This window comes from Kribbella jejuensis (assembly GCF_006715085.1).
GTDB lineage: Bacteria > Actinomycetota > Actinomycetes > Propionibacteriales > Kribbellaceae > Kribbella > Kribbella jejuensis.
In genome coordinates this window covers 3,744,351-3,770,080 of record NZ_VFMM01000001.1, presented here as the reverse complement: position 1 = coordinate 3,770,080, position 25,730 = coordinate 3,744,351, and the positions used below count along the sequence as shown (strand labels likewise).

Below are 25,730 nucleotides of genomic sequence, written 5' to 3'. Positions count from 1 at the left end.
CGACTCATTCGCTGGAGTGAACAAAGCGGCATTTCCGGGCGTCACAGTCCCCGACAGCGGGTGGCCGGGCGCCCGCTCCGACCGTGGTCCGCCGCACGGTCCCGTACCGACCGTGCCCCGACCACGAACGTTCCGAGGAGATCGCCGATGCGAAGGCAGAACGGCCGCCTGGCCGCCCTCGTCGCAGCTGTCGCCGTCGCCGCCGTCGCGGTCGGCGGGGCGCTGGCCTACCGCCAGGACCCGCAGGCCAACGCCGAAGGCGTCACCGCGGCCCCGCTCCCGACCTCCTCGTCGATCACCCCCACCGCCGGCGTCAGCACGACCACCAGCAGCACGCCGAAGGCGACACCGTCAGTCACGCCGTCACCCAGACCCTCAGCCGGGCCCGTGAAGACCCGGATCAACCTCGCGTTGCTGACCACCGGCCGGGCACCGCAGATCGCTTACCTGAGCGGGCGCACGATCCGTGGTGGCGCCGGCGAGGACGTCACGGTCCCGGGCACGAGCGACATCCAGGAGGTCGCCCGGCTCGGCAACTCATCTCTCGCCGTGGTCAGCAAGGGCTCCGGCAACGAGATGCTGACGCTGGACAGCACCGGCAAGATCACCGCGCGCACGCCGGACATCACCCAGATCGTCACGACCGAGGACGACAGTGCCGCGGCGTACGGCGGTAACAAGCTGAAGGACACCGGCGCGGAAGTCGCGGGCGCCACCGTCTACGCGGAACAGGCCCAAGCCCAAGGCATTCAGAAAGTCACCGTCCCCGGCATCTGGAACACCACCCTGCACGCGTACGTCGACGGCAAGGTCTACTTCAGCGCGTCGACGACACAGGCCGGCCCCAGCGCCCTGTACGAATGGACTCCTGGCAAGTCGGCGCCGCTGATGCTCAACGCCGTACCGAACCCACTCGCGGTCTCCAGCGCCGGCACGGCCGCGTCACTGACATCTCTCGCCGACCAGGCCAGCTGCAGCACCCTGCTGACAGTCCCCAAAGGCAAACGCCTGTGGCGCACCTGCGACTACATGATCACGGGCTTCACGCTCGACGGGGCGACCGCCATTGCGGGCTCCAGATACCAGGACGGGTACGGCGACGGCATCGCGGCGGCACTGGACGCGAAGAACAACGGCAAGTTGTTGCACGAGTGGTCCGGCATCTTCCGGAAGGCGGTCCCTGAGGACGACGAACACCTGTTGCTGCTCGCCGACGACGGTGAAGGTACGCCGGCCGCGATCGTCCGCTGCACCATCTCCACGGGTGCCTGCGAGCTGGCGACCCCACTGGCCAAGGGCAACCTGCTGATCGGCGCCTGACGTCTGCCCTGGGCAGATGTCCCTTCGCACCAAGGGTTTTCACGGCAGACTGCGGATATGACGACGGTTGCTGTGCTGGCTGACATTCATGGTGCGCTGCCTGCGTTGGAGGCGGTGCTGGGCGAAGCGGACGTGCAGGCTGCGGACGTGGTGGTGCTGGCTGGGGACATCGCCAGTGGGCCGCAGCCGGTGCAGACGCTGGATCTGTTGAGCAGCCTGGGTGAGCGGGTGGTCTGGGTACGCGGGAACGCGGACCGGGAGCTGGTGGAGATGGTTCGCGGGACGTTCGTCGGTGAACCGCCGGACGCGGTGAGTCCGTGGGCTGCGGAGCAGTTGCGGGCGGATCAGGTGGAGTTGCTGGCCGGGTTGCCGTTGACGGTGACGATCGGGGACGCCTTGTTCTGCCACGCCACCCCGCGCGACGACATCGAGATGGTGCTGGTCGACAGCCCGATCTCCCGGTGGGCTCAGGTCTTCACCGGACTGCCGGACGAGATCAGGACAGTCGTCTGCGGTCACACGCACATGCCGTACGCACGGCAGGTCGACCGGCGGCAGGTGGTGAACGCAGGCAGCGTCGGGATGCCGTACGGCGCTCCCGGTCCGACCTGGGCGCTCTTGTCGCAGAACGGCGTACAGCTGCGGTACACCCCGCTGGACGCTGACAAGGCCGCTGACCGGGTCGTCAGCGAGTCGACGTTCCCCGGACGGGAGGAGTGGGTGGCGGAGTACCTGCTGCACACGTACTCCGACACGGAGGCGCTGGAGGCGTTCAGGCCCCGCGCGGAGGGCTGAGCAGTTACCGTCAGGGGGTGTTCGCGCGCCGGCGGAAGCATTTCGGGACTCCGGCCGACAAGGCGACGTATGCGACCCTGCATACCGCCTCGTTGGCCAGCCCGCACCTGCGCGAAGGGCTGACCCCCGCCGCGGCAGGCAAGGCGAGCCGGCACCTGCGGGACCTGCTGGGTACGGCGGCCATCGCGATCTGCGACTCGTCGGGGGTACTCGCCTGGGACGGCATCGGTGGACCGTACGAGAGCAACCACCGCCGGGACGCCAAGGACCTCGCCGCGCCGACGCTCCGCTCGGGCCGTACGGCCGTACTGGGCGCACACGACGTGGCCTGTGGCGACCCGCAGTGTCCTATCCGTACTGCGGTGGTCGCACCGATCGTCACGGAAGAGCGCGTCGTTGCTGTGCTGGTCGCGTACAGCAACAACACGTCGGCTGCGCTCGTCAGAGCCACCGAAGAGGTCGCCCGCTGGGTCTCCGGTCAGGTGGAGCTCGCCGAGCTGAACAAGGAGCGCACCCGGGCAATGGAGGCCGAGCTGCGCGCCCTCCGCGCGCAGATCAGCCCGCACTTCATCTACAACGCCCTGGCTGCCATAGCGTCGTTCGTCCGCACAGACCCGGAGCGGGCACGTGAACTGCTGCTGGAGTTCGCTGACTTCTCCAGATATGCGTTACGACGAGGCGGCGAGTTCACGACGCTGGCGGACGAGCTGCGCAACGTGGAGCGCTACTTGGTGCTGGAGCAGGCCCGCTTCGGTGACAGGCTCAAAGTGTCGTTGCAGATCGCTCCAGAGGTTCTCCCGGTGGTCATCCCGTTCCTGGTGGTGCAGCCGCTGGTGGAGAACGCGGTCCGGCACGGCCTCGAGTCCGGGGCCGGGTCGATCAGCATCCGCGCCCGGGACCGGATCAACGAGGCCGAGATCAGCGTCGAGGACGACGGCGCGGGCAGTGACCCGGAGGTGATCCGCGCGGCCCTGTCCGGCGGCTCCGGCAGCGACTCGGTCGGCCTCGGCAACGTCGACGCCCGGCTCCGCCAGGTGTACGGCGACGCGTACGGCCTGGTCGTCGAGACCGCCGTGGACGCCGGGACCAAGGTGACGTTCCGGATCCCCAAATACTCCTCAGGGGTGCACGCGTCCCCTTAGAGTTCGCCTTATGGCCGACTCTCCCCTGCGCGCGCTGGTTGCGGACGACGAGGAGCCTGCGCTGGCCGAGTTGGTGTACCTGCTGGGCCAGGACCCGCGGATCGGCGAGATCAGGACGGCGTCGAACGGCCCGGACGCGCTGAAGATCCTGCAGGCCACCGACCTGGACGTGGTGTTCTGCGACATCAAGATGCCCGGGCTGGACGGCATCGACCTGGCGCGGGTGCTGTCGAAGTTCGCCAGCCGGCCGCAGATCGTGTTCGTGACCGCGTACGACGAGCACGCGGTCGCGGCGTTCGACCTGGAGGCCACGGACTACGTCATGAAGCCGGTCCGCCAGGAGCGGCTGGCCGAGGCGGTACGTCGCGTGGTCACGCAGGGAGCCCCGACCGCTTTGCAGTCACCGGACGAGACAGAGGACGAGGTGATCCCGGTAGAGCTCGCGGGCGTCACCAGGTTCGTCCAGCGCTCCACAGTGCGATACGTCGAAGCCCAGGGCGACTACGCTCGCCTGCACACCGGCCAGAACTCTCACCTCGTACGCATCCCGTTGAGCACGCTGGAGGAACGCTGGCGCGACGCGGGCTTCACGCGGATCCACCGCAGCACCCTGGTCGCTCTGCAGCACGTGGACGAGATGCGGGTGGACGGCGGCCGCTGCTCGGTCCGGGTCGGTGACGACTGGCTTCCGGTCAGCCGCCGGCACACCCGCCAACTCCGCGACCTCCTGGTCCGCTCTCGATGAGCACGCCCGAACCACCGAGGCGGGTCCGCGTCACGAGCCCACGAACCAGCGCGGCCCGTCGTCCGCTGACACCCACGGGCACCCGTGAGATCGACGAGCAGACCCGGCTCGGTCAGGTGTACATGCAATCGCTGATCCAGTCGCAGTTACGCCTGACATTGGCCGTCATCGGCGGCGTACTGCTCGTTCTCGGGAGCATCCCGCTCCTGTTCTGGCTGGTCCCTCCGACGCGCACGCTCGCAGTGCTCGGCCTTCCACTCCCCTGGGTCATCCTGGGCATCCTGGTGTACCCCGTGGTGTACGTCGCCGCACGCATCTACGTCCGCAACGCGGAGCGGATCGAGGCGGAGTTCACCGAGTTCGTGGGGCGGCAGTAGCAATGTCCTCCGCGATCAGCGTGGCTGCGATCGGCCTGGTGGTGCTGGCAACGATCGGCATCGGGCTGTTCGGACTGCGGATCTCTCGGACTACCAGTGACTTCTACGTCGCCAGCCGGGCGGTCACACCGCGCTGGAACGCGTCAGCAATCAGTGGTGAATACCTGTCCGCCGCGTCCTTCCTAGGTGTCGCAGGGCTTGTACTGGTCAACGGCGCGGACATGCTGTGGTTCTCAGTGGGCTACACCGTCGGCTACCTGATGCTCCTGGTTCTCGTAGCCGCTCCGCTGCGCCGGTCCGGTGCGTACACGTTGCCGGACTTCGCAGAGACCCGTTTCGAGTCAGCGGCCGTACGACGGATCTGCGCGGGACTCGTGGTCGGTATCGGGACGCTCTACCTACTCCCGCAACTGCAGGGCGCCGGGCTGGCTGTGCAGACCGTCACGGGCGCACCACCACAGGTCGGGGCCGCGGTCGTGGCGGTCATCGTGGTGATCAACGTGGCCGCGGGCGGGATGCGGTCGATCACGTTCGTCCAGGCGTTCCAGTACTGGCTCAAGCTGACCGCACTCGCCGCGCCGATCTTCGTCATCCTGCTGCTGTGGCACCAGCCGACCGGCGTCTTGGATTCACTGCACGGCGCAGCGGCCGAATGGGCCGAACCACTGTCGCGAGCGGGCGGCCGCGACCACCCGTTGTACGCGACGTACTCGTTGCTCCTCGCCCTTTGTTTCGGAACGATGGGCCTTCCGCATGTCCTGGTTCGCTTCTACACCAACCCCGACGGCCGCGCGGCCCGTCGTACCACCGTGGTCGTGCTGGCGCTGCTCGGCCTGTTCTACCTCTTTCCCCCGATGTACGCCGTACTCGGCCGGACGTTCGCGCCCGATCTGGTGAGCACCGGTGGGGACACCGTCGTACTCGAGCTGCCCGGACGAGTTTTCCCTGGTACAGCAGGGGATCTGCTCGGGGCGCTCGTCGCCGCGGGGGCGTTCGCGGCGTTCCTGTCGACGTCGTCGGGGCTGACAGTCGCGATCGCGGGCGTGATCGACCAGGACCTGCTGCGGAGCCGGTTGCACCGGTGGACGGCCGGCGACTACGTCGCAGTGAACAGCTTCCGGATCGCGGCCTTGCTCGCGATGATCGTGCCGTACCTGGCGTTCACGGTGACCGGTGCGTTGAGCCTCGCGGACACGGTCGGGCTCGCGTTCGCGTTGGCCGCGTCGACGTTCTGCCCGTTGCTCGTCCTCGGGATCTGGTGGCGGCGGATGTCGACGACCGGCGCCGCGGCCGGGCTGGTCGTCGGCGGGATCGCGGCCAGCGCGGCGGCCCTGGTGAACGTGGTCGGCGCACCACAGGGCGGTTGGCCGCGCGCCCTCGTCGGCCAGCCGGCCGCGTGGACGATGCCGCTCGCTGTCCTCGCTGTCGTCGTGGTCTCGAAACTGACCCCGGACCGGATCCCGGCCGGCACCGCCCGCAGCATGGTCCGCCTGCACACCCCGGAAGCCGTCGACGTGGACCGCGGTCTGCCGTCGCGCTGACCGTTCGTCGTGCGATTCCTACCGTTCGTCGCACTTCAGTGATCCACCGAACGACTGGTGTGCTCCGCTGAGCGACCGGTGCGCGCCGGTGCTGTCACCACGGCAGTGACCCAGGCCACAGTACGGACCAGCCGGCTCCATACCGCCCGGCGTGATCCCCCGTTGGAGGCCCGCGATGAGTGAGTCCACTCGCGATCCGGACCTGACGACGTACCGGGATGTCCAGCTGTCGCCGGACTTCTCCGAGTTGCGCCGCCGGTTCCGCCGCTTCGTGTTCCCGATGACCGCACTGTTCCTGGTCTGGTACTTCGTCTACGTCCTGCTCGCCGACTACGCGCACGGCTTCATGTCGCACAAGATCGGCGGCAACATCACCGTCGCCCTGCTGTTCGGCCTCGGCCAGTTCGTGTCGACGTTCGCGATCACGATGATCTACGTCCGCTGGGCCGACCGCCGGATCGACCCGGACGCCGAGAAGCTGCGTCACCAGATCGAGGGAGCACCACAGTGACCGCCCCGCTGATGTTGCCGCTGGCAACAGTAGGTAACCCGACCGTGAACATCCTGATCTTCGGGCTGTTCGTGCTGGCGACGCTGGCCATCGTGTTCCGGGCATCCCGGAACAACAAGACCGCCGCGGACTTCTACGCCGGCGGCCGGAACTTCACCGGCCCGCAGAACGGCATCGCGATCTCCGGCGACTACCTGTCCGCGGCGTCGTTCCTCGGCATCGCCGGTGCGATCGCGCTGAACGGGTACGACGGTTTCCTGTACTCGATCGGCTTCCTGGTCGCATGGCTGGTGGCACTGCTCCTGGTCGCGGAGCTGCTGCGGAACACCGGCCGGTTCACGATGGCCGATGTACTGTCGTTCCGCCTCAAGCAGCGGCCGGTCCGGATGGCGGCCGCGATATCGACCCTCGGCGTCTGCTTCTTCTACCTGCTGGCGCAGATGGCAGGCGCCGGGGGTCTGGTCGCACTGCTGCTCGGCGTCGACAGCAAGACCGGCCAGAGCATCGTGATCGCCGTCGTGGGCATCCTGATGATCACGTACGTGCTCGTCGGCGGCATGAAGGGCACCACATGGGTCCAGATCGTCAAGGCCGTGCTGCTCGTCATCGGCGCCGGGATCATGACGGTCTGGGTGCTGGCGAAGTACACCTTCAACCTGTCCGGGTTGCTGGGCGCCGCAGTCGACAAGAGCCCGGCCGCGGGCGAGAAGCTGCTCAGCCCGGGCCTGCAGTACGGCCACACCGGTGTCACGAAGCTGGACTTCATCTCGCTCGCGCTCGCGCTGGTGCTCGGTACGGCCGGCCTGCCGCACGTGCTGATGCGGTTCTACACCGTGCCGGACTCGAAGGAAGCGCGCCGCAGCGTCAGCTGGGCGATCTGGATCATCGGCATCTTCTACCTGTTCACGCTGGTGCTCGGGTACGGCGCGGCCGCGATCGTCGGACCGGACCGGATCAAGGCTGCCCCCGGCAAGGCGAACTCCGCCGCACCGCTACTCGCCTACGAGCTCGGTGGTGAGGTCCTGCTCGGGGTCATCTCGGCGGTGGCGTTCGCGACCATCCTGGCCGTGGTGGCCGGGCTGACGATCACCGCGAGTACGTCGTTCGCGCACGACATCTACGGCCAGATCATCAAGAAGGGCCAGATCAGCGGCAACGGCGAGGTCCGGGTGGCCCGGTACACCGCGGTCGTGATCGGCATCGTCGCGATCATCGGCGGCATCTTCGCGAACGGGCAGAACATCGCGTTCCTGGTGGCGCTCGCGTTCGCGGTCGCGGCCAGTGCGAACCTGCCGACGATCCTCTACTCACTGTTCTGGCGGCGGTTCAACACCCGCGGTGCGCTGTGGAGCATCTACGGCGGCCTGGCCTCGACGATCATCCTGATCGTCTTCAGCCCGGTCGTCTCCGGCAAGGTCGACGCCAAGACCGGCAAGAGCCTGTCGATGATCACCGACACCGGCATCGACTTCCACTGGTTCCAGCTGGACAACCCCGGCATCATCTCGATCCCGCTGGCGTTCCTGCTCGGCTGGCTCGGCACGATCACCAGCAAGGAGCCGGTCGACGTCGACAAGTTCGCCGAAATGGAAGTCCGCTCACTGACCGGCGCCGGCGCCGAGAAGGCGGTCACCCACTAAACCTGTCAGGCAGGCCCTGCTGAACCCAAGCGAACCTGCCTGACAGCCCCACCCCCGCCCCAGAGACGGACCCGGCCCCCTCCCGCTGGGTCCGTCTTCTGTTGGTCAGAAACGGAATTCGAGGGTGGGCCAGAGTTTGTAGAAGGCTTCGCGGGAGGTGTTGCCGCGGGCTTCTTCGGCGGCGTGCAGGCGGCCGTAGGTGAAGGGGTTGCCGCCTTCGGCGAAGACTTCCAGGGCGAGGGTGTGCAGGAGGGTGCGGGAGACCACCGAGTCCTGGTGTTCGCCGAGGATTTCCTGGACTTCCTCGGCTCGGGTGGCGAGCTGCGTGGCGTCGTCGCCCAGCACCGGTACGGCGAACTCGGCCGCGTACCGCAGGCGCTTCGCGGCCTTGCGTACTTCGTGGAGCTCGTGGTCCTGGTCGGCGACCGTCTCCGCCTGCTGGGAACGACGGACCGCCTTGCGCATCCGCTTGTAGTCGTGCGCGAGCAGGTCCCCGATCTGCTTGCGGGCCTTGCGGTCGCCGTCGGTCACCGGGGGTTTGGCGACCAGTTCGTCGAGCGCGTCCAGCAGCCGGAAGTAGCGCGGGCTCTCCAGGGCGTCCAGGGCGGCGGCCCGTCCGTCGCGGTAGACACCACGGAGATGATCGTCGATCCGGCCGGCGACGCGACCGATCACCAGCTCGACGGGTTGTTCGGCGACCTCGGCGGCGAAGTGTTCGCGCTGGACCTCGGCGTCGCGGGCGGTCCCGAGTTCGCCGGCCAGCCATTTCAGTTCGGCGCGCAACTGGTCCCCGGCGGCGCGGTCGACGACCGGCCGGTACGTCGCCAGCGCCGAGCGGAGCCGTCGCGTCGCGACCCGGAACTTGTGGATCGAGTCCGGCACGTCCCGGCGTACCTCGGGGTCGCGGTCGCGGATCGCCTGCACCTGCGCACCGGCGTACGCACGGAACAGGTCCGACGTCAGCGGCTTCTTCGGCAGCTCGAAAGCGTCGTACGCCGGGACCCGATCGCCGAGCGCCCGCGCCAGCTTGCTCGGGCCGCTCGCCGGTCGCGCGCCTGCCTGCATCAGCACGTCACCGGCGGCCGACAGCAACGCGCGGTCGCCGTCGACGAGCTCGACCTCCCACTCGCGCCAGCTCTCCGGCTCAGCGCCGGTGACCGTCGCGGTCACCTGGTCGTCGGCCACCTCCGCGAGCACACCGCCGTCGGCGTCGAGCAGCCGATGAACGATCCGCCGCGTCTTCAGCGTGACCACCGGCACGAGCGGATGGTCGCGGACATGCACCCGGACCGTACGGACGACGTCGATCGGAACGCCGTCCTCGGAACCGTCGAGCGGATGATGCACCTCGAGCCGTTCGCCCGACGACACCGGCAGCTTCACGTGCCACCCGTCGTCCTCACCGCCGGTGCGTCGGCGCAGCGTCACCTTGCGCGCGACCAGGTCGAGGTCGGCGGTGTCGTAGTACACCGCCTCGAGGTCGAGCTCGACCGGTTGCGCGACCCGCGCGACCCCGGGCAGCTCGTGCAGCGCCGGCAGGATCACGCTGTCGTCGACGTCGTACTTCGCCTCGATCTCGAGCTGCTCGGTGGTGGCCATCCCTCTTGTCTACCAGGCGTTCATGAACAGGCCCTGAGATCGTCGATCAATCGTTGCAGATCACGGTCGATCGGGCCGCCGCGCGTCGGGCGGAGCTGCCGCCGCCGGTTGCGGTTCAGCCCCCAGCAGATCGCCGCGACCAGGATCCCCAGCACGATCATGTCCGGCCCACTCCTTTGAAGAACGCGTAGTGAAAGGTGCCGCCGGGCTCGGCGGATCTGGACAGGTCACGGATGCCCGCGGCCCATTCGGCGGGCGTCATCAGCCCGGCAGCGAGCGCGCGTTCGCGGACGGATCCGACCATCGCGACGAAGGTCTTCCGGGTGAACCCGTCGACGAGGTGCGGCAGGTACTGGTCGGCGTACACAGTGCGCGGCTCCACTCGTACGTCGTTGTACCCGGCCTGCTCGAGCAACGGCTGGAGCCGGCGTCCGATCAGCGAGTCACCACCCGCGGCGGCCTGTAGGTCGACAAGGCAGTCGATGACGGCCTGCGCCCGCGGGCTCTGCGGATGGAAGAAGGCAGAGCCGTGGTCGCCTTCGATGACCGTGATCGTGCCGCCCGGCTCGAGCAGACTCCGGAGCTTGGCAAGCGCGGCGACGGGATCGGCGAGGTGTTCGAGGACGAAGCAGACGAAGACATGGTCGACCTTCTCGTCGCCCAATTCATAGAGGTTCGCCAACCGGAAGTCGACGGGCGAGCCGAGCGAGGCGACGCGGGCCTTCGCCTCGGCGAGCGATTCCTCGGAGATGTCGATCGAGACCAGCTCGATGCCCGGGCTGCGGGTGACGAGCTGGACGGTCTGCGCACCGACACCGCAGCCTGCCTCGAGCACACGGCTGCCGGGCGGGTACGTCGTACCGCCGTGCAGCAGGTCGGCGAGCGTACCCGCCTGGTCGGTCAGGCGGCGGGTCTCCGCCGGGGTGTAGCCGTGGACGTAGTCGGTTCCCATACCTCAACGGTCGCGCCACAATGGTCCTGTGAACAGGTCCAATTCGGGTACAAGTGGTCGGTCCAAAGGATCGGACTTCCTGCAGCTCGACCCGTCCGAGGCGCCGCCCGGCAGGCTCGCGGACTGGCTGACCGACCGGCTCCGGACCGCGATCTCGAACGGCCACCTCCCGGTCGGCGCCCGGCTGCCGTCGACCCGCACGCTGGCCACCGACCTGGGCATCTCCCGCGGCGTCGTCACCGAGTCGTACCAACGCCTGACCGAGGACGGCCAGGTCGCCGGGCGCGGCCGCGCCGGGACGGTCGTCGTCGCCGTCCCGATCGCCGACCGTTCGACAACTGGTCGCGGACGTACGCCTGACCCGCGGCGCATCACCGACAGCTCCTCTCGACCTGCAGACGACCTCGAGATCTTCGACAGCCTGCGATCCACCCCGTCCCGCATCGATCTCACGCCCGGTGTGCCGGACCTCGCGGCCTTCCCTCGAACGGCCTGGTTGCGCGCCGAACGGGCGGTGCTCACGGACCTCGCGGCGGCCGAGTTCGGGTACGGCGACCCCGCCGGGACCCCGGCGCTCCGCCAGGCGGTGGCCGGTTGGCTGGCGCGGTACCGCGGGATCGCTGCCGACCCGGAGGACCTGATCATCGTCGCCGGTGTCGCCCAGGCGATCGGGCTGGTCGCGCAGATGCTCGACCGGCACGGCATCCAGGAGATCGCCGTCGAGGACCCGGGTTCGCTCGGATCGCGTCAGCACCTCCAGGGCTGGGGCATGCGCACGCCTCCGATCCCGGTCGACGACCACGGCCTGCAGTTAGACGTACTGCGGAAATCCGGCGCTTCCGTGGTGATGGCCACGCCCGCGCACCACTTCCCGACCGGCACGGTGCTCGACGGTGAACGCCGCCGCGAACTTGTCCAGTGGGCCACCGACGGCGGCCTGGTGATCGAGGACGACTACGACGCCGAGCATCGGTACGACCGCCCGCCCGTACCCGCACTCCGCGCGCTGCTCCCGGATCAGGTGATCTACGTCGGCAGCGTCTCCAAGCTGCTCGCGCCCGCACTACGGATCGGCTGGATGCTGGCGCCGCCGCAGTACAAGGACGAGTTGATCGGCCTGAAGCGTCTCGCCGATCTGGGCAACGCCGCGCTCCCGCAGCTCACGCTCGCGCACCTGATGGAGTCCGGCGAACTCGAGCGTCAACTGCGGTTCCTCCGCCGCCGGCACCGCACGCGCCGCGACGCGATGGTCACCGCGATCCGCAATCATTTGCCCAGCGCAACCATCCATGGCGCCGCGGCCGGACTGCACCTGACCATCACGTTCGACGAGGGCGACGATGCCGCGCTGGCCGCGGCCGCCCTGCAGGCCGGGGTGAAGTGCCACCCGCTCTCGTGGCACTGTCAGCTCCCGCACGCGCCCGGTCTGGTCCTCGGGTACGCCGCCCGCACTCCGACGGAGATCACCGAGGCGATCGCGACGATCAGCGCGTGTAGACCGACGCCATCGCGAGGGCGAACTGGGTCATCACGTCCGGGTTGATCGCGCGCGCCGGCAGCGGGACGAAGTCGACCAGCTTGTCGTCGCCGACCCGGATCGTGGTGCGGCCGGTCGCGGTGTCGACGTACCCCTCGTCGCCGAACGGGATCGACTGCGAGGTCGCGGCCTTGCTCAGCGGGGCGATCAGTGCCTTCGCCTGCGGTGTGTGCCGTACCGAGGTGGTCAGCACGCTCGTCGCGGTCAGCCAGCCGCAGATCGGGTCACCCGCAGCCGACGTGCTGTCGCGGCGCGCCGTCGGGCGGGCGCCCAGCACCTTCTCGGCCGCGGACGACCCGCGGTCGCAATCCGGCAGCGTGACCACCGGGTCCGCGGTCGGAACGGACGTCGCCTGCCGCGCGACCTCCTGCGCGAGGACGACGTACTTCGCGAGCGTGGCCTTCGGGCCGGAGACCTTGTACAGCCTCCCGCCGAGCAGGAACACCACGAACGTGCTCGCCCCGTAGCCGCCTTCACCGACGACCGCGGACTTGACCGGCTCACCCTTGTACGCCTTCCGAGTCGCGGCCAGCGTCGCCGCGGTCGCGGGCAGCACCGAGGTCTCGACGTTCAGCACGGGACCGTTCGGGACGTTGCTGAGCGTCAGCTGACACACGTCGTACGTCGGGATGCCGAAATCGGTCGGCGTCGCCTTGGTCTGGATGTCCACCGCCGGTACGGCGAGCGTGGTCCGGACCAGCTCGAGGTCGAGCTTCATGCACACGGTCTCCGCGGGCGTCGCCGACGCGGTCGGCGTCGGCGTCTCCGAGGGGGTCGCCGACGGGGTGTCCAGCGAGCTCACCGACACCAGCGGCGGCACGCTCGGCGCGGTCTCCTGCCCGACCCCACCGCAGCCCGCAAGCAGTACGACGGCCAGCCCGGCGGCGATGAAGATACGCATGATGGCTGGAACTCTAACTCGCGGCGCGGAGCTCCCTTTCGCGGACGGCGTGTTCGTCGGTGCGGGCGTCGTACCGCCAGAACTCGCGCAACCAGATCGAGGTCGCGATCACGCCGGCGACGCACAGGATGCCGCCGCTGACGATCGAGGTCCGGACCGTCGTCAGGTCGGCGACCAGGCCGGACCGCGCCTGACCGCCGAGCGGGCCGAGCGAGTAGCCGAGCATCTCGATCCCGGCCAGCCGGCCGCGCATCTCGTCCGGGATGGTCTGGTTCCAGATCACCGAGCGGAACAGCACCGAGACCATGTCGCAGGCGCCGGCGAGCGCGAAGAACCCGATCGCGAACCAGATGTTCGGCGCCAGCCCGGCGATCCCGACCGCGGCGCCCCAGCCCATCGTCGCGAGCACCACGGCCCGGCCCTGGTGGTGCACGTGTTTCGCCCAGCCGCTGGTCAGCGAGGCGCACATCGCCCCGATCGCCTCGGCGCTGTAGAGCAGCCCGAGCAGCTTCGGTTCCTTCAGAACGACCGTCGCGAACGCCGGGAACAGCACGATCGGCATCGCCAGGAACATCCCGACCATGTCGACCAGGTACGTCGCCAGCAGGTCCTTGCGCCGGAACGCGTACACGATCCCGCCGCCGATCGCCCGCAGACTCGGCGCCGTGGTCTGCTCGCGGGAGCGGTACGACCCGAGCCGCGCGTACAGCAGCGTCGCGAACACGATCCCGGCCAGTTCGACCGAGAACGCCCAGGTCACGCCCACCGAACCGACCAGTACACCGCCCAGCGCGGGGCCGGCGAGCTGTCCGACCTGGGACGTCAGCGAGCTCAGCGCGACCGCGGCCGGGATCTCCGCGTGCTTCACCACCCGCGGGAGCAGCGCCTCGCGGCTCGGGCGCTGCAGCGACGACGCGACCGCGTTCAGTGCGCCGCAGACGTAGATCAGCCAGACCTGCGGATGCGCGAGCAGCGTGTTCGCGACCATCAGCGCGGAGATCACCACCTGGGCGATCCCGGTCCCGACCAGCAGTTTGCGGCGTTCCACGTGATCCGCGAGCGCACCGCCGTACAGGCCGAACACGATCAGCGGGACGATCGTCACCAGGCCCATCGCGCCGACCGCGAAGTTCGATCCGGTCAACTGGTACAGCTGGTAGGGCAGGGCGACGTACCCGACCATGCCGCCGAGGAAGAAGACCGAGCCCGCGACCAGCAGGATGCGGAAATCGCGGGAACCACGCCACGGGGTCAGGTCGACACGCAACCGGGCAAGCCGCGTACGAAGACTTACTGCCACCGCAACATGGTGACAGGTCCGACCACTCCGGACGAACCTGATATCCGGCCGAGCCTTTCGACCAGGATCGAATGGATCCGGAAGCGACCCGGCGCCGTCCTAGCGTGACAACCGATTGGTTGCCCAGGGCGTCAATCTCGGAGGCCGGCAAACCCCGGCCGAATCTCGGGAATCGGAGAACACCGCATGATCTCGATCAAGTCGGCCGGCACCCGGCTGCTCGCCACGCTCGCCGTAAGCGCGGCTGCGGGTGCCACCCTGCTTGTTCCGTCGACCGCAAGCGCCGCACCTACGACGACCACCGCGGTCTCGGACGTGCTGAAGTCCGGCGAGTACCTGAAGCCCGGCCAGTACCGGCGCTCGCAGAACGGTATGTACACGCTCATCATGCAGACCGACGGCAACGCGGTGCTGTACAAGGGCCGTACCGCGCTCTGGTCGACCGTGACGAACCGCAAGGCCTCGAGCCTGATCATGCAGCGCAACGGCAACCTGGTTGTCGTCTCCGGCCGGACCGTGGTCTGGGCGAGCAACACCGCGGGCAGCACCGGCGCGTTCCTGGCCGTGCAGAACGACTCCAACCTGGTCATCTACAACACCCGCAAGAAGCCGGTCTGGTACCGGCACATGGTGATCGGCACACTCGGCTCGGGCCGGCTGCTGAACCCGTACGACATGCTGTTCTCGCCGAGCCGGGTGTTCCGCCTGCAGATGCAGACCGACGGCAACCTCGTGCTGGTCAAGAACGGCAAGACGCCGGTCTGGTCGACCAGGACCAGCAGCAAGGGCGCGTTCGCGGTCATGCAGACCGACGGCAACCTGGTCGTCTACAGCGCGGCCAAGCGACCGCTGTGGTCCAGCAAGACGATCCGTCACGGCGCCGTGCTGCAGTTGCGCGACGACGGGCGTTTGGTGATCGTGTACGGCCGTACTGCGATCTGGTCCACGTCGGCGCACTGATCGAGCCACCGGGCCGCGGCACTGCAGGGGAGTGCCGCGGCCCTGTCACGTCAAGGGCAGCAGACCGCTCAGATCGGTGCGTTCGCCGCTGGCGCGGAGTTTGCCGGTCAGCCGGGCCTCGGCCCAGGTCACGCGGCCGAGCGCGACGTCGATCCACAACTCCGGCGGCATCTCGATCACGGCACCAGGCGTACCGCGGGTGTGCCGCGGTCCCTCGATGCACTGCACGGCGCCGTACGGCGGGATCCGTACCTCCACCGCGTGGCCTGGCGCCTTCGCGACCAGGCGGTTCAGCAGGGTCTTCGTGAGCAGCTTCAATTCGGCGCGTTCCGCCGTACCGTCGTCGTAGCGCTGTAAAGCCTGCTGGAAAGCGGTGTCGGACATCTCCACGACGTGCCAGCGTACGCGGCGGTTTGCGGTGACGCCCCTCTCGTCGGGGATAATCGGCGCGGAGAGAGGAAGCGAGGTCGGGATGCTCACGCCCAGGCACCAGGCGCTGCTGATGACACTGGCGGGGATGACCGTCGGTGTAGTGGCCTTCGGCACGGTCGTCGCCGTCAACGGCGGCAACCCGTTCACAGCGCACGACACGCCGGTGGGCATCGTCAGTCCGAGTCCTTCCAGTACGCCGCGGCACGGCGACGGTCTCCAGGCCGACGGCTTGCAGTACGTCGTACAGAACTTCGGCACCGACAACGACCCGGTGTCCGCCGAGGTCCCGGCCGGCTGGAAGAGCGCGCAGAGCGGCACCCGGCCGAAGTTCCTCGACCCGACCGGTGTCTGGCAGATCCGGTTCGACACCCGGGGCAGCAAGCAGAGCCCGGACGAGCTGGTGCAGCTCCGCGTGCGCAGCATCGACGAGAAGGACCTGCAGGTGATGAGCCGCGACAACGGCCTGCTCGTCTACACCTACGTCGACCAGACCCGCGGGCCGCGGATGGGCCTGTCGCGCTGGATCTCGCTCGACGGCGGGCGGACCTCAGCCGTCGAGATCACCGTCGGCGGCCGCCCCCAGGACGAGGCCGGCCTGCGCGCCGTCCTCCAGCACGCGATCGACACCCTCAAGGTCCCGGTCAACCCTGGTGATACCCGCCCCAACTAGCACTTGATGTCGGCTGCGGGCGTGTTGCCCTGGACCAGGTAGCTCTCGACGACGTTCTTCACGCAGCTGTTGCCGGACAGGTACGCCGTGTGACCGTCGCCGTCCCGCGTCACCAGGATGCCGTTCTGCAGCTCGTGCGCCAGGCCGACCGCCCACTCGTACGGCGTCGCCGGGTCGCGCGTCGTACCGAGCACCATGATCGGCTTCGAACCGGCCGCCTTGATCGGGTGCGGCGTGTTCGTCGGCTTCACCGGCCAGTTCATGCACGCCGTCGACGACCACGCCATGAACTCACCGAACCGCGGCGACGCCGCCTTGAACGTCGGCAGGCTCGCCTGGATCTGCGCGATCGACGTGGCGTCCGGGTGGTCGCTGCAGTTCACCGCGATCTGAACTTCGTTCGAGTTGTCGGCGTACCCGGACGGCTTGCGGTCGGTGTACTCGTCCGCGAGTGCGAGCAGCCGCGCTCCGTTCCCGGCGAGACCGTCGGCGACAGCGTCCTCGAGGCGCGGCCAGAAGTCCTTCAGATACAACGGGTAGACGATGCCGAGCACGACCAGAGCCTGGGTGACCTGGCGCTGCCCGTCCCCCGGCAGCGGGTGCGCGTCGCTGTCCTTGATCAGCTGGTCGACCTTCGCGAGCACCTCGTTCTTGCTGCTGCCGAGCTTGCAGGACCGCTGCGCGCAGTCCTCCGCGAACGCGTCCAGCGCCTTGTCGAAGCCCTTCGCCTGCGCGATCCCCATCTGCTCGGTCGTGATCGCCGGGTCGACCGCGCCGTCCAGGACCATCCGGCCGACGTTCTTCGGGAACTCCTCGGCGTACGTCGCCCCGAGGTACGTGCCGTACGACATGCCGAGGTAGTACAGCTGCGGGTCGCCGACGATCCCCCGCAGTACGTCGATGTCGCGGGCCGCGTCCTTGGTGTTCACGTGCGGCAGCAGCGGGCCGGACCGCTTCTCGCAGCCGGCCGCGAACGTCTTCGACTGCTGGTCCAGGTCCGCGACCTCGGCCGGGGTGTCCGGGCTGCCGTCCGCCGCGATCATCGCGTCCAACTGCGCGGTGTCCAGGCACTTCACCGGCGTCGACTCGCCCACCCCGCGCGGGTCCCAGCCGATGATGTCGAACTTCCGCAGCAACGAGGCCCCGAACAGCATCGGCGCCTGCGCGGCGAACTCCTGCCCGGAAGCGCCCGGGCCGCCCGGATTGATGAACAGCGTGCCGATCCGCCCGCCACGGTCCTTCGCGAGCACCTTGCGGGCCCGCAGCTCGATCGTCTGACCGGCCGGCTTGGTGTAGTCCAGCGGTACGACGATCGTCGCGCACTGCTGGTTCGAACCGCAGCGTTCCCAGTCCGGCCGCTGCTGGTAGAACTTCTCCAGCCCCGCCGGGATCGGCCCGACCGGTCCGCTCGGCGGATTGCCGCCGACGTTGGGCACCTCCGCGCCGCCACCCGCGCTCTGGGCGCGGCTGGCCACCCCACATCCGCTCGCCAGGACCGCAAGAGCTGCCACCAGTACGGTCGACCTGCGGAATCTCACTGCGGGGTTTCTCCCTCGTCGTCATGGCGCAACCGGCGACGCCGGCGCGGCTTCCTCGTCCGGCGCTCTTCCGCCGCCGGCGCTGCATCTTCTACCGGCAGTGCGTCTGCTGCCGGCGGGGCTTGTTCGAGCGGCCGTACTGCTGCTTCGGCGGTGGCTGGTGCTTGGGCGGTTGCTGGTGCTTGGGGTACTACGGGTGCGGCGTCCGGGGTCGTCGTACTGGAGGCCTCGTACTGCTGCCGCGGCGAACACACGTCCGCCCGGCTGCACGCACACCGCCGGCCCGACGCCGCCAGCCGCACCACCACGGTGTCGCTCGGAACGTTGTGCCCGACCACCACTCCATCACCCGCGGGGGTCTCCACCGCGGTTCCGACCTGCGGGGCCTTCGCGTTGAACTCCTGGTACAACGGGTGCTCGTACTTCAGGCAGCACATCAACCGTCCGCACGCACCGGAGATCTTCAACGGGTTCAGCGGCAGGTCCTGGTCCTTCGCCATCCGCACACTGACCGGCTCGAAGTCCTTCAGGAACGTCGCGCAGCACAGGTCCCGCCCACACGGCCCGATCCCGCCCTGCAACCGCGCCTCGTCCCGCGCCCCCACCTGCCGCAACTCGATCCGCGCCCGCAACGCCCGCGCCAGATCCCGTACCAGCTCCCGGAAATCCACCCGGTGCGGCGCCGAGAAGTACACGATCACCAACTGGTCGATATCCGCCCGCCGGTCGACGAAGTCGATCCCGACCACCTTCATCGGCAACCCGTGCTGCCGGATCGTCCGCTTCGCGATCACCCGGGCATCCGCCCGCCGCTGCCGATTCTGCTCGTCCCGCTCCAGATCGCCCGCACTCGCGATCCCGGCGCACAAGGGCAGCCCGCCGACCTCCTCGGTCACGAACTGCGGCGCCCAAACACACTCCGCAACCTCAGGCCCGTCGTCAGTAGGCACCAGCACCTTGTCCCCCACCCGAGGCCGAAACTCCCCCGGATCAAGGTAATAAAGCCGCCCATACCGCTCGAACGACACCGCCATCACCATACCCACGCCGCCAGACTACTTCCCGACGTCCACCCCCGCCCCACACAAGCACCCCACGCACGCTCCGCAGGCGCTAACTTCGTCGCTCCGCTCCTCAACGCGCCCGCTCCACGCACTCCCACCCACCCCGGGCTTAACGCCCGGACCATTCGCTTCCGGCTCCCGCCGGGACTGCGGCTGCCGCCACGAGGATTGCGGCTGCCGCCGCGGGTTTCCGGCTCCCGCCGGGGGACTCCAGGCCCCGCCCGGGGGACCCCAGGCCCCGCCCGGGGGACCCCAGGCCCCGCCGGGGAATTCCGGCTCCCGCGGGGACTCCAGGCCACGCCAGGCGTTTCCGCTCCCGCCGCAAGCGTAGATGCGTTGCCGTCGCGGACAGCGATGCCGCGATCAGATGCCGATCCTGAACGACAAGATCCGCACACCACTGAGCACCCCCGCCGGGGACCGGGAAGATGCCATTACCTCTTCCCGGTCCCCGGCGCTTCGCCCCGGAGCGCGGACGGTGCCAAGTGGGCACCCTGGATGACCATGTGAAGTTGTCCGACGTGCCGACGGGGCTGGTGGTCACTGGGCGCTGCGTCCCGCTCGATGGCTCATGGAGTTCGTCAGCTCGCGAACCCTCCGACGAATGGAGGCCTCATAGGCGTACCAAGAGCCGGTCCGCTTCGGCGTCGCCCGGTCCATGTCACACCGCTCCAGTGTCGGAGGGCGCTGACCTAGCAGTCGCACGCGAGCGCCAGCTCGCAAATAAGCCGGCGGCAGCCGGCAACCCCGCGGCGGTAGCCGCAAACACCCGGCGGTAGCCGGAAACCCGCGGCGCAAGCCGCAAACGCCCGGCGGTAGCCGGAAACCCGCGGCGCAAGCCGTAAACCCCGGCGGTAGCCGGAAGGTGATGCTTCGGGCGGGAGCCCGGGGTGGGTGGGAGTGCGTGGAGCGGGCGCGTTTGAGGAGCAGAGCGACGAAGCTAGCGCCTGCGGAGCGCGCGCGGGTTGGCTGTTCCGGCGGGCGGGTTGGCTGTTCCGGCGGGCGGGTTGGTGGTTGCTGCGGGCGGGGTGGGTGCTCAGTTGGTGGTGGTGCCTAGGACTATTAGGAAGAGGAACAGGAGGATGGTTCCTACGGTCAGGACTGAGCCGATGATTACGCCGGCTATGGCCATGCCTTTGCCGTCTTGGTTGCGTTTTTTGATTTGGGAGAGGGCGATGATGCCCAGGACGATTCCGACCGGGGCCGAGAGGCCGATCAGGAGGCCGGCGAGGGAGCAGATCAGGGAGGCTGTGGCGAGGCCGTTGGTGCCTGGGGAACCGGTGTAGCCGTAGCCTCCGTAGACGCTCGGGGCGTACGAGGCTTGGCCGTACTGCGGTTGGCCATACGGCTGGCCGTACGGCGACTGGCCGGGTATCGGCTGGGTCGGCTGGCCGTAGCTGGGCTGCTGGTTGTAGCCGGCCTGGCCGTACTGCGGTTGGCCGGTTTGCTGGCCGTACTGCGGTTGGCCGGTTTGCTGGCCGTACTGCGGTTGACCGGTTTGCTGGCCGTACTGGGATTGGCCGTACTGCGGTTGGCTGGGCTGCTGGCCGTAGGCGCTCTGGCCGTCCTGCGGTTGGCTGGGTGGCTGCTGGCCGGGGGCGGGCCACGGTTGTTGGGGGAGCGGGCGGGTCGCGTCTTGCGGGCGGTCCTGGGGTCGGTCGGGGTCCGCGTTGTGCGGTGGCTGAGTCACGCTGCTCCCATGTGCTGTGTTTCGCGCATCGTACCCGTTCGGGAGGGAGGGTTGCCCTGGGCAAGTGCGTCAGCGGTGGCTGTTCTTGACGGTGCCGGTGAGTTTCTCGTCGTCAGGGCCGTACGCGACGCAGAAGACGCGGCGGTCGCCGGAGTTCCAGGTGTACTTGTCCGGCGTCAGCCAGGACAGGTAGAGCTCGGACTGATCGCGGGACTTGCCGACGTACGTGCCGAACGGCCGCGTGCAGGCCCGGTCGGCGTCCTTGTCGATGGCCTTGTCGCCGGGGTAGCTGCCGTCGGGCAGCGAGACGATCGCGATCAGTTCGGCGTCGTGCGCGTTGGGGCAGGGCTGGCGCTCCACCTCGTCGTCCGCGCTGGTGTCGTCGAAGCACTCGCCGATCATCAGTTCGTCGATGTACGCACTGTTCGATCCCGGATCCGGTGCGCCGGAGTCGTCGGTACTGGACGAGTCGAACGCGATCAGCAGCCCGATCAGCAGCACGTACCCGATCGTCACCAGCGACCCGATCACCACACCGGCGACCGCCATGCCCTTGCCGGCCTGCGGGCGGCGGCTGAGCTGGACCAGCGCCACGATGCCGAGTACGACGGCGACGGGCGCGGACAGGCCGATGAAGATCCCGCCGAGCGCACACGCGAGGGCCGCGACCGCGAGCCCGTTCTGCCCACCGGAACCGCCCGAGTACCCGTACGCCGCCGGCGGCTGCCCGTACGCCGCCGGATACTGCCCCGGCCCGTACCCGTTCCCGTACGGCGTCTGCCCGTACTGCGGCGGCCCATAAGCCCCCGGCCCGTACGGCGACTGCGGAGGCGTCCCCGCCCCGTACGACGACTGTCCAGCCTGCCCGTACGACGCAGGCCCGTACGTCGACTGCCCCGGCGCCGCCCACGACGTACCGGATTGTTGCCCGGACCCCTCACCCTCCTCCGGCCGCCCGTAACTGGGAAACGACCGCGTACTGTCCTGCGGCCGGTCCGGATCCGATGGTGGCTGAGTCATCTTGTCCCCCACAATCCCCAGCGAGCGCTAACGTTGCGCTCCGCGCATCGTACCGGTCAGGTGGGTTCCTGGCATCCCCAGCAGGCAGAGGACGTTGCCGTCAGCAACCTCGCGGTTCTCCAGCACCACGTAGTACATGTCGAGTTCGGAGCGCTCGTAGGGCTTGCCCACGAAGTCGACGAAGGCGCCGGCGCACTGGTTGGTTGCCTCGGCGCCGGTCTGGGCCGCGGTCAGCCCGACCAGCGCCGCCTGCACCTTCGCGTACGCCTCGCCGGTGTGCGCCTGCGCGCAGTCCGCGATCCGGACGACACGCAGCGCGTCCGACTCGAGGTCCGCGTCGAAACACCGGCCGACCTCGACCTGCGAGATCGACACGGTCCGGCCGATGCCGCGGCGGTGTTCGGCGACCAGGTTGAGCGTGACCGCGGTACCGATCGCGAGCACCCAGGCCAGCGACACGAGCAACGCCGCGTACGCGAGCCGCTTCCCCTGCCCGCCGAGGCGCTTGACCCGGCGCAGCGCGACCGCGGCCAGCGGTACGGCGAACGGGACCAGCCCGGGCAGGCTGACCGCGAACGCGGCGATCGCGTACGGGTCCTGCCGCTGCCGGACGGGGTCCGGGACGCCCTCCAGCCAGGACTCAGCCGGCGGCAAGGACTGCCGCGCAGGCTGGATCGGGGGCTGGTTCATGAGAGTCCGTTCGGGGAGGGCGCCGGGCACCTCACCCGGACACCCAGTCATCGGACTCGCTGGTCTCGGTGTTACACCGTCCGCCCAGTTATCGGACGTGAATCACGCCTCAGCGCAACACCCGGCGCGGAATGGTGAACCCGTCGCTGCGTCCTTCGAACAGCGACACGGTCATCGCCTCGAGCGCGACCAGCGGCGCCACGTTCGCCTCGATCGCCTCGCGACACATCGCGATCGCATCGATCCGCCGGACCGTCTGTTCGGGCGTCGTCCGCGCCGCGAGCTGCTCGATGTTGCGCTGCAGTTCGGCGTTGATCAGGTCGCTGCCGGACCGGGTCTGCACCACGAGCACATCGCGGTACAGCGCCATCAGGTCGACCAGCGACCGGTCAAGGACGTCGCGCTCCCACCGTTTCGCGCGTGCCTTCTGCTGATCCTCGAGCTCCTTGAGCGCGGCGTTCGCCTCGCGCGGTTTCGCGCCCTTGGTACCGACGCCGAGCGCCTGCTCGAGTGCGGCGCGCTCCTTCTCGTCGACCTTCTCCGCGCTGGCCTTGGCCTCTTCCTTGGCCGCGTCGACCAGCTGCTGCGCCGCCTTCAGACACGCGCCGAGGTCGCGCAGCGCGAACGGCACCTCCAGCACCCGCGTGCGCCGGTCGCGTACTTCGGGGTCCCGCGCCAGCGCCCGCGCCCGGCCGATGTGCCCCTGGGCCGCCCGCGCCGCGAACCACGCCAGGTCCGCGTCCACGCCCAGCTTGGCGCTCAGCATCTCCGCGACCGCCGCCGCCGGAGGCGTCCGCAGCACCAGCAGGCGGCACCGCGAGCGGATGGTCGGTACGACGTCCTCGACGGTCGGCGCGCACAGTACCCAGACGGTCCGCGGCGCCGGCTCCTCGATGCTCTTCAGCAACGCGTCCGCGGCCTGCTCGGTCAGTCGGTCCGCGTCCTCGATGACCATCACCTGCCAGCGCCCCTGCGTCGGGCTCATCGCGGCCCGCCGGACGAGCTCGCGGACCTCGCTGACCCGGATCGACAACAGCTCTGTGCGGATCAGCGACACATCCGGATGCGCACCGCTCAGCGCCGTACGGCAGTCGTTGCACTCGCCACAGCCGTTGTTCGCGCACTGCAACGCCGCCGCGAACGCACGTCCCGCGTTCGACCGGCCGGACCCGGGCGGTCCGGTGATCAGCCACGCGTGCGTCATCCCGGCCACGGCCGCACCGGCTTCACCACGCAGTACGGCGGAAGCTCCGTCCACGGCCCGCCGCAGTACGGCGACCGCAGGCTCCTGCCCGACCAGGTCGTCCCAAACACTCATAGGTCCACCTTCGGGAGCAGGGGTTGCAGTCGCGCACGGATCTGCCGGGCGATCTCCTCGCGGTCCTGGGACGCGTCCAGGACCAGGTAGTGCTGCGGTTCGGCGGCGGCCAGCTCGAGGAACGCGTGCCGCACCCGCTCGTGGAACTCGTCGCCCTGGGCCTCGATCCGGTCCCGTTCCGTGAACCGGCCGAGCCCGCTCTTCGGCGGCAGGTCGAGCAGGATCGTCAGGTTCGGCCGGAGATCGTTGGTGGCCCAACGATTCACCCGCTCGACGTCGGACACGTCGAGATCGCGGCCGGATCCCTGGTACGCCAGTGCGGAGTCGACATACCGGTCGGTGATCACGACCGCGCCCGCCTTCAGCGCAGGCTTGATCACCGAGTCGACATGCTCGGCCTTGTCCGCGGCGTACAGCAGAGCCTCGGCGCGGTGCGAGATGTCGCCGGTGGCCGGGTCGAGGACGATCTGGCGCAGCGTCTTCCCGAGCTCGGTCGCGCCCGGTTCGCGGGTCAGCAGCACCTGCTGCCCCTGCTCCTCCAGCCACTTCACCAGCAGCGCGGACTGCGTCGACTTGCCGGCGCCCTCGCCGCCCTCGAGCGCGATGAACAGCCCGGTGGTCGGGTAGTCGCCGCGGGTCTTGCCGAAACTGCGCCGAACGTCCCGCCAGAACGGCACACCCGGACGGTCGTCCATCTGCCGCCAGGAGACCAGGCCGATCACGCCCGCCACCACCGCGGCGATCACCATCGTCATCGAGGCGCCGTTGTACGTCGCCGAGTGGCCCGCGATCGTCCACGTGTGCCGGCCGATCGCACCCGCGGCGAACGGCGCGATCGCCAGCGTGACCGCGAGCACCGTCCGCACCGCCGACTGCACGAACGCGAAGGTCCGCCCGCGGACCGCGTCCGGCACCTCGAGGCCGAGCAGCGTGTACCCGGACACCCAGGAACCGCCCGCGCAGAACCCGAGCAGGATCGCGATCATCGTGGCGATCTCGATCTGCTGGATCAACGCCAGCCCGGCCAGGCAGATCCCGGACCCGACCAGCCCGGCCGCGAACAGCCGGCGCCGCGACAACCCGGAGAAGATCCGCGGCCCGAACCCCATCCCGAGCGCGAGACCGCCGAACACCGCGCCGAAGAGCAGGCCGTACCCCGGGTCGCCGGCGCCGAGGTCCTCGACGTACGTCCGGCCGAGGCCGACCACCACCGCACCCGCCGCGAACGCCCCGGAGATCCCGACGACCAGGCCGCGCACCACCGGCGTACCCGTGACGTACGACCAGCCCTCGACCATCGTCCGCCACAGCGTCGGGTGGTCCTCGTGGTCGTGCACCGCGCGGCCGATCTCGGCGACCGACACGATCGCGAACGCGGACACCGCGAAGGTTGCCGCATTCACGTAGATGGCGAGGTCGATGGAGAAATCCCCTGCCCAGCGGGTGACCAATGTGATCGCGGTGAAGATCGCGGCGGCCGGGAGGGCGGAGCCGTACGTCGTGATCAGGCTGAGCTGGTTCGCCGCCTCGAGCCGGTGCCGGGGCACCAGGTTCGGCACGCTGGCGTCCTTGGCCGGGCCCCAGATCAGGCTGACGATCTCGATCAGCACGGTCGCGATCAGCAGCCAGCTGAGCGTGTGCACGATCGGGATCGTGACGAAGAACGCGGCCCGGATCAGGTCGCCGAGGATCATCGTCCAGCGCCGGTCCAGCCGGTCCGCGACCCAGCCCGCCACCGGCCCCATCACCAGCGCCGGGAGCACCCGCAGGAACAGCACGCCACCGATCGCGAAGTTCGCCAGCTGGTAGTTGTCGCCGGCGAACGACTTCGCCATCGCGGTCAGCGCCAGCAGCCCGATCCAGTCACCCAGACTCGACAGCCCGAACCCGATCCACAACCGCCGGAACGCCGGGATCCGCAACACCGCCCGCACATCGTGCGCCGGTGCAGGATCGGTCAACGGGTCATAGGCCTCCGGCACACCGCA

Annotated in this window: 24 protein-coding genes; 11 read left to right on the top strand and 13 right to left on the bottom strand. The window is 69.3% G+C overall.

The window, feature by feature from the left end; translation table 11 throughout:
• The first annotated feature begins 147 nt into the window (after positions 1-147).
• The 8 genes from FB475_RS18600 to FB475_RS18565 all read left to right on the top strand — a co-directional run bounded on the left by FB475_RS18600 (position 148) and on the right by FB475_RS18565 (position 8,071).
• Complete coding sequence (locus FB475_RS18600) at positions 148-1,320, top strand: hypothetical protein (protein WP_141857490.1); 1,173 nt, start codon at positions 148-150, stop codon at positions 1,318-1,320.
• Between the two features lie 57 nt (positions 1,321-1,377).
• Complete coding sequence (locus FB475_RS18595; protein WP_141857489.1) at positions 1,378-2,115, top strand: metallophosphoesterase family protein; 738 nt, start codon at positions 1,378-1,380, stop codon at positions 2,113-2,115.
• A gap of 17 nt (positions 2,116-2,132) precedes the next feature.
• Positions 2,133-3,257: a histidine kinase gene (locus FB475_RS18590; protein WP_141857488.1), complete on the top strand. Its 1,125-nt coding sequence runs from the start codon at positions 2,133-2,135 to the stop codon at positions 3,255-3,257.
• A 10-nt stretch (positions 3,258-3,267) separates the two neighbouring features.
• A complete protein-coding gene (locus tag FB475_RS18585; protein WP_141857487.1) occupies positions 3,268-4,002 on the top strand; it encodes a LytR/AlgR family response regulator transcription factor in 735 nt (244 codons plus the stop codon).
• Positions 3,999-4,379 carry a hypothetical protein gene (locus FB475_RS18580; protein ID WP_141857486.1) on the top strand — a complete coding sequence of 127 codons (381 nt, stop codon included), beginning with the start codon at positions 3,999-4,001 and terminating at the stop codon, positions 4,377-4,379. The genes FB475_RS18585 and FB475_RS18580 overlap by 4 nt, the downstream gene beginning before the upstream one ends.
• A gap of 2 nt (positions 4,380-4,381) precedes the next feature.
• Entirely contained in the window at positions 4,382-5,920 is a 1,539-nt protein-coding gene (locus tag FB475_RS18575; protein WP_141857485.1) for a sodium/solute symporter, read from the top strand.
• Positions 5,921-6,095: 175 nt separating this feature from the next.
• Positions 6,096-6,431, top strand: coding sequence for a DUF485 domain-containing protein (locus FB475_RS18570; protein WP_141857484.1), 336 nt, complete (start codon positions 6,096-6,098; stop codon positions 6,429-6,431).
• An 11-nt stretch (positions 6,432-6,442) separates the two neighbouring features.
• Positions 6,443-8,071, top strand: coding sequence for a sodium:solute symporter family transporter (locus FB475_RS18565; RefSeq protein ID WP_141858057.1), 1,629 nt, complete (start codon positions 6,443-6,445; stop codon positions 8,069-8,071).
• Between the two features lie 105 nt (positions 8,072-8,176).
• Here FB475_RS18565 and FB475_RS18560 read toward each other — a convergent pair whose 3' ends face one another.
• From FB475_RS18560 to FB475_RS18555, 3 genes are read right to left on the bottom strand one after another with little or no spacing between them, the layout of a single operon-like run.
• The gene (locus FB475_RS18560) at positions 8,177-9,670 is read right to left on the bottom strand and encodes a CYTH and CHAD domain-containing protein (RefSeq protein WP_141857483.1); all 1,494 of its coding nucleotides are present in this window, start codon (positions 9,668-9,670) and stop codon (positions 8,177-8,179) included.
• A gap of 20 nt (positions 9,671-9,690) precedes the next feature.
• Entirely contained in the window at positions 9,691-9,831 is a 141-nt protein-coding gene (locus FB475_RS36845; RefSeq protein ID WP_185759300.1) for a hypothetical protein, read from the bottom strand.
• On the bottom strand, positions 9,828-10,622 hold the full coding sequence (locus FB475_RS18555; RefSeq protein WP_141857482.1) for a methyltransferase: 795 nt from the start codon (positions 10,620-10,622) through the stop codon (positions 9,828-9,830). Before FB475_RS18555 ends, FB475_RS36845 begins: the two co-directional genes overlap by 4 nt.
• Before the next feature lie 28 nt (positions 10,623-10,650).
• Here FB475_RS18555 and pdxR point away from each other — a divergent pair, with 28 nt between their 5' ends.
• On the top strand, positions 10,651-12,165 hold the full coding sequence (gene pdxR, locus FB475_RS18550; RefSeq protein WP_141857481.1) for a MocR-like pyridoxine biosynthesis transcription factor PdxR: 1,515 nt from the start codon (positions 10,651-10,653) through the stop codon (positions 12,163-12,165).
• Here pdxR and FB475_RS18545 read toward each other — a convergent pair.
• Positions 12,107-13,060, bottom strand: coding sequence for a hypothetical protein (locus tag FB475_RS18545; RefSeq protein WP_141857480.1), 954 nt, complete (start codon positions 13,058-13,060; stop codon positions 12,107-12,109). The genes pdxR and FB475_RS18545 overlap by 59 nt on opposite strands.
• 13 nt (positions 13,061-13,073) lie before the next feature.
• A complete protein-coding gene (locus FB475_RS18540) occupies positions 13,074-14,360 on the bottom strand; it encodes an MFS transporter (protein ID WP_141857479.1) in 1,287 nt (428 codons plus the stop codon).
• A gap of 186 nt (positions 14,361-14,546) precedes the next feature.
• On the opposite strand from FB475_RS18540, the gene FB475_RS18535 reads away from it, so the two are divergent.
• Entirely contained in the window at positions 14,547-15,320 is a 774-nt protein-coding gene (locus FB475_RS18535) for a curculin (mannose-binding) lectin (RefSeq protein ID WP_141857478.1), read from the top strand.
• A 45-nt stretch (positions 15,321-15,365) separates the two neighbouring features.
• On the opposite strand, the gene FB475_RS18530 is transcribed toward FB475_RS18535, so the two are convergent.
• A complete protein-coding gene (locus tag FB475_RS18530) occupies positions 15,366-15,704 on the bottom strand; it encodes a sterol carrier family protein (protein ID WP_141858056.1) in 339 nt (112 codons plus the stop codon).
• Positions 15,705-15,792: 88 nt separating this feature from the next.
• Here FB475_RS18530 and FB475_RS18525 point away from each other — a divergent pair, with 88 nt between their 5' ends.
• Complete coding sequence (locus tag FB475_RS18525) at positions 15,793-16,422, top strand: hypothetical protein (RefSeq protein WP_141857477.1); 630 nt, start codon at positions 15,793-15,795, stop codon at positions 16,420-16,422.
• Here the strand turns inward: FB475_RS18525 and FB475_RS18520 are convergent.
• From FB475_RS18520 to tmk, 7 genes are all read right to left on the bottom strand, one after another.
• Positions 16,419-17,960: an alpha/beta hydrolase gene (locus FB475_RS18520; protein ID WP_141857476.1), complete on the bottom strand. Its 1,542-nt coding sequence runs from the start codon at positions 17,958-17,960 to the stop codon at positions 16,419-16,421. The genes FB475_RS18525 and FB475_RS18520 overlap by 4 nt on opposite strands.
• On the bottom strand, positions 17,957-19,000 hold the full coding sequence (locus FB475_RS38135) for a PSP1 domain-containing protein (protein WP_141858055.1): 1,044 nt from the start codon (positions 18,998-19,000) through the stop codon (positions 17,957-17,959). Before FB475_RS38135 ends, FB475_RS18520 begins: the two co-directional genes overlap by 4 nt.
• Before the next feature lie 1,060 nt (positions 19,001-20,060).
• Entirely contained in the window at positions 20,061-20,714 is a 654-nt protein-coding gene (locus FB475_RS38130) for a DUF4190 domain-containing protein (RefSeq protein WP_141857475.1), read from the bottom strand.
• A gap of 69 nt (positions 20,715-20,783) precedes the next feature.
• Positions 20,784-21,734 (bottom strand): DUF4190 domain-containing protein, encoded by a 951-nt coding sequence (locus tag FB475_RS18505; RefSeq protein ID WP_141857474.1) that lies wholly within the window; start codon positions 21,732-21,734, stop codon positions 20,784-20,786.
• A 27-nt stretch (positions 21,735-21,761) separates the two neighbouring features.
• Positions 21,762-22,424, bottom strand: a complete 663-nt coding sequence (locus FB475_RS18500) for a DUF4190 domain-containing protein (protein ID WP_141857473.1) — start codon at positions 22,422-22,424, stop codon at positions 21,762-21,764.
• Positions 22,425-22,533: 109 nt separating this feature from the next.
• Positions 22,534-23,742 carry a DNA polymerase III subunit delta' gene (locus FB475_RS18495; RefSeq protein ID WP_141857472.1) on the bottom strand — a complete coding sequence of 403 codons (1,209 nt, stop codon included), beginning with the start codon at positions 23,740-23,742 and terminating at the stop codon, positions 22,534-22,536.
• On the bottom strand, positions 23,739-25,724 hold the full coding sequence (gene tmk, locus FB475_RS18490) for a dTMP kinase (RefSeq protein ID WP_141857471.1): 1,986 nt from the start codon (positions 25,722-25,724) through the stop codon (positions 23,739-23,741). Before tmk ends, FB475_RS18495 begins: the two co-directional genes overlap by 4 nt.
• Positions 25,725-25,730 lie beyond the last annotated feature (6 nt).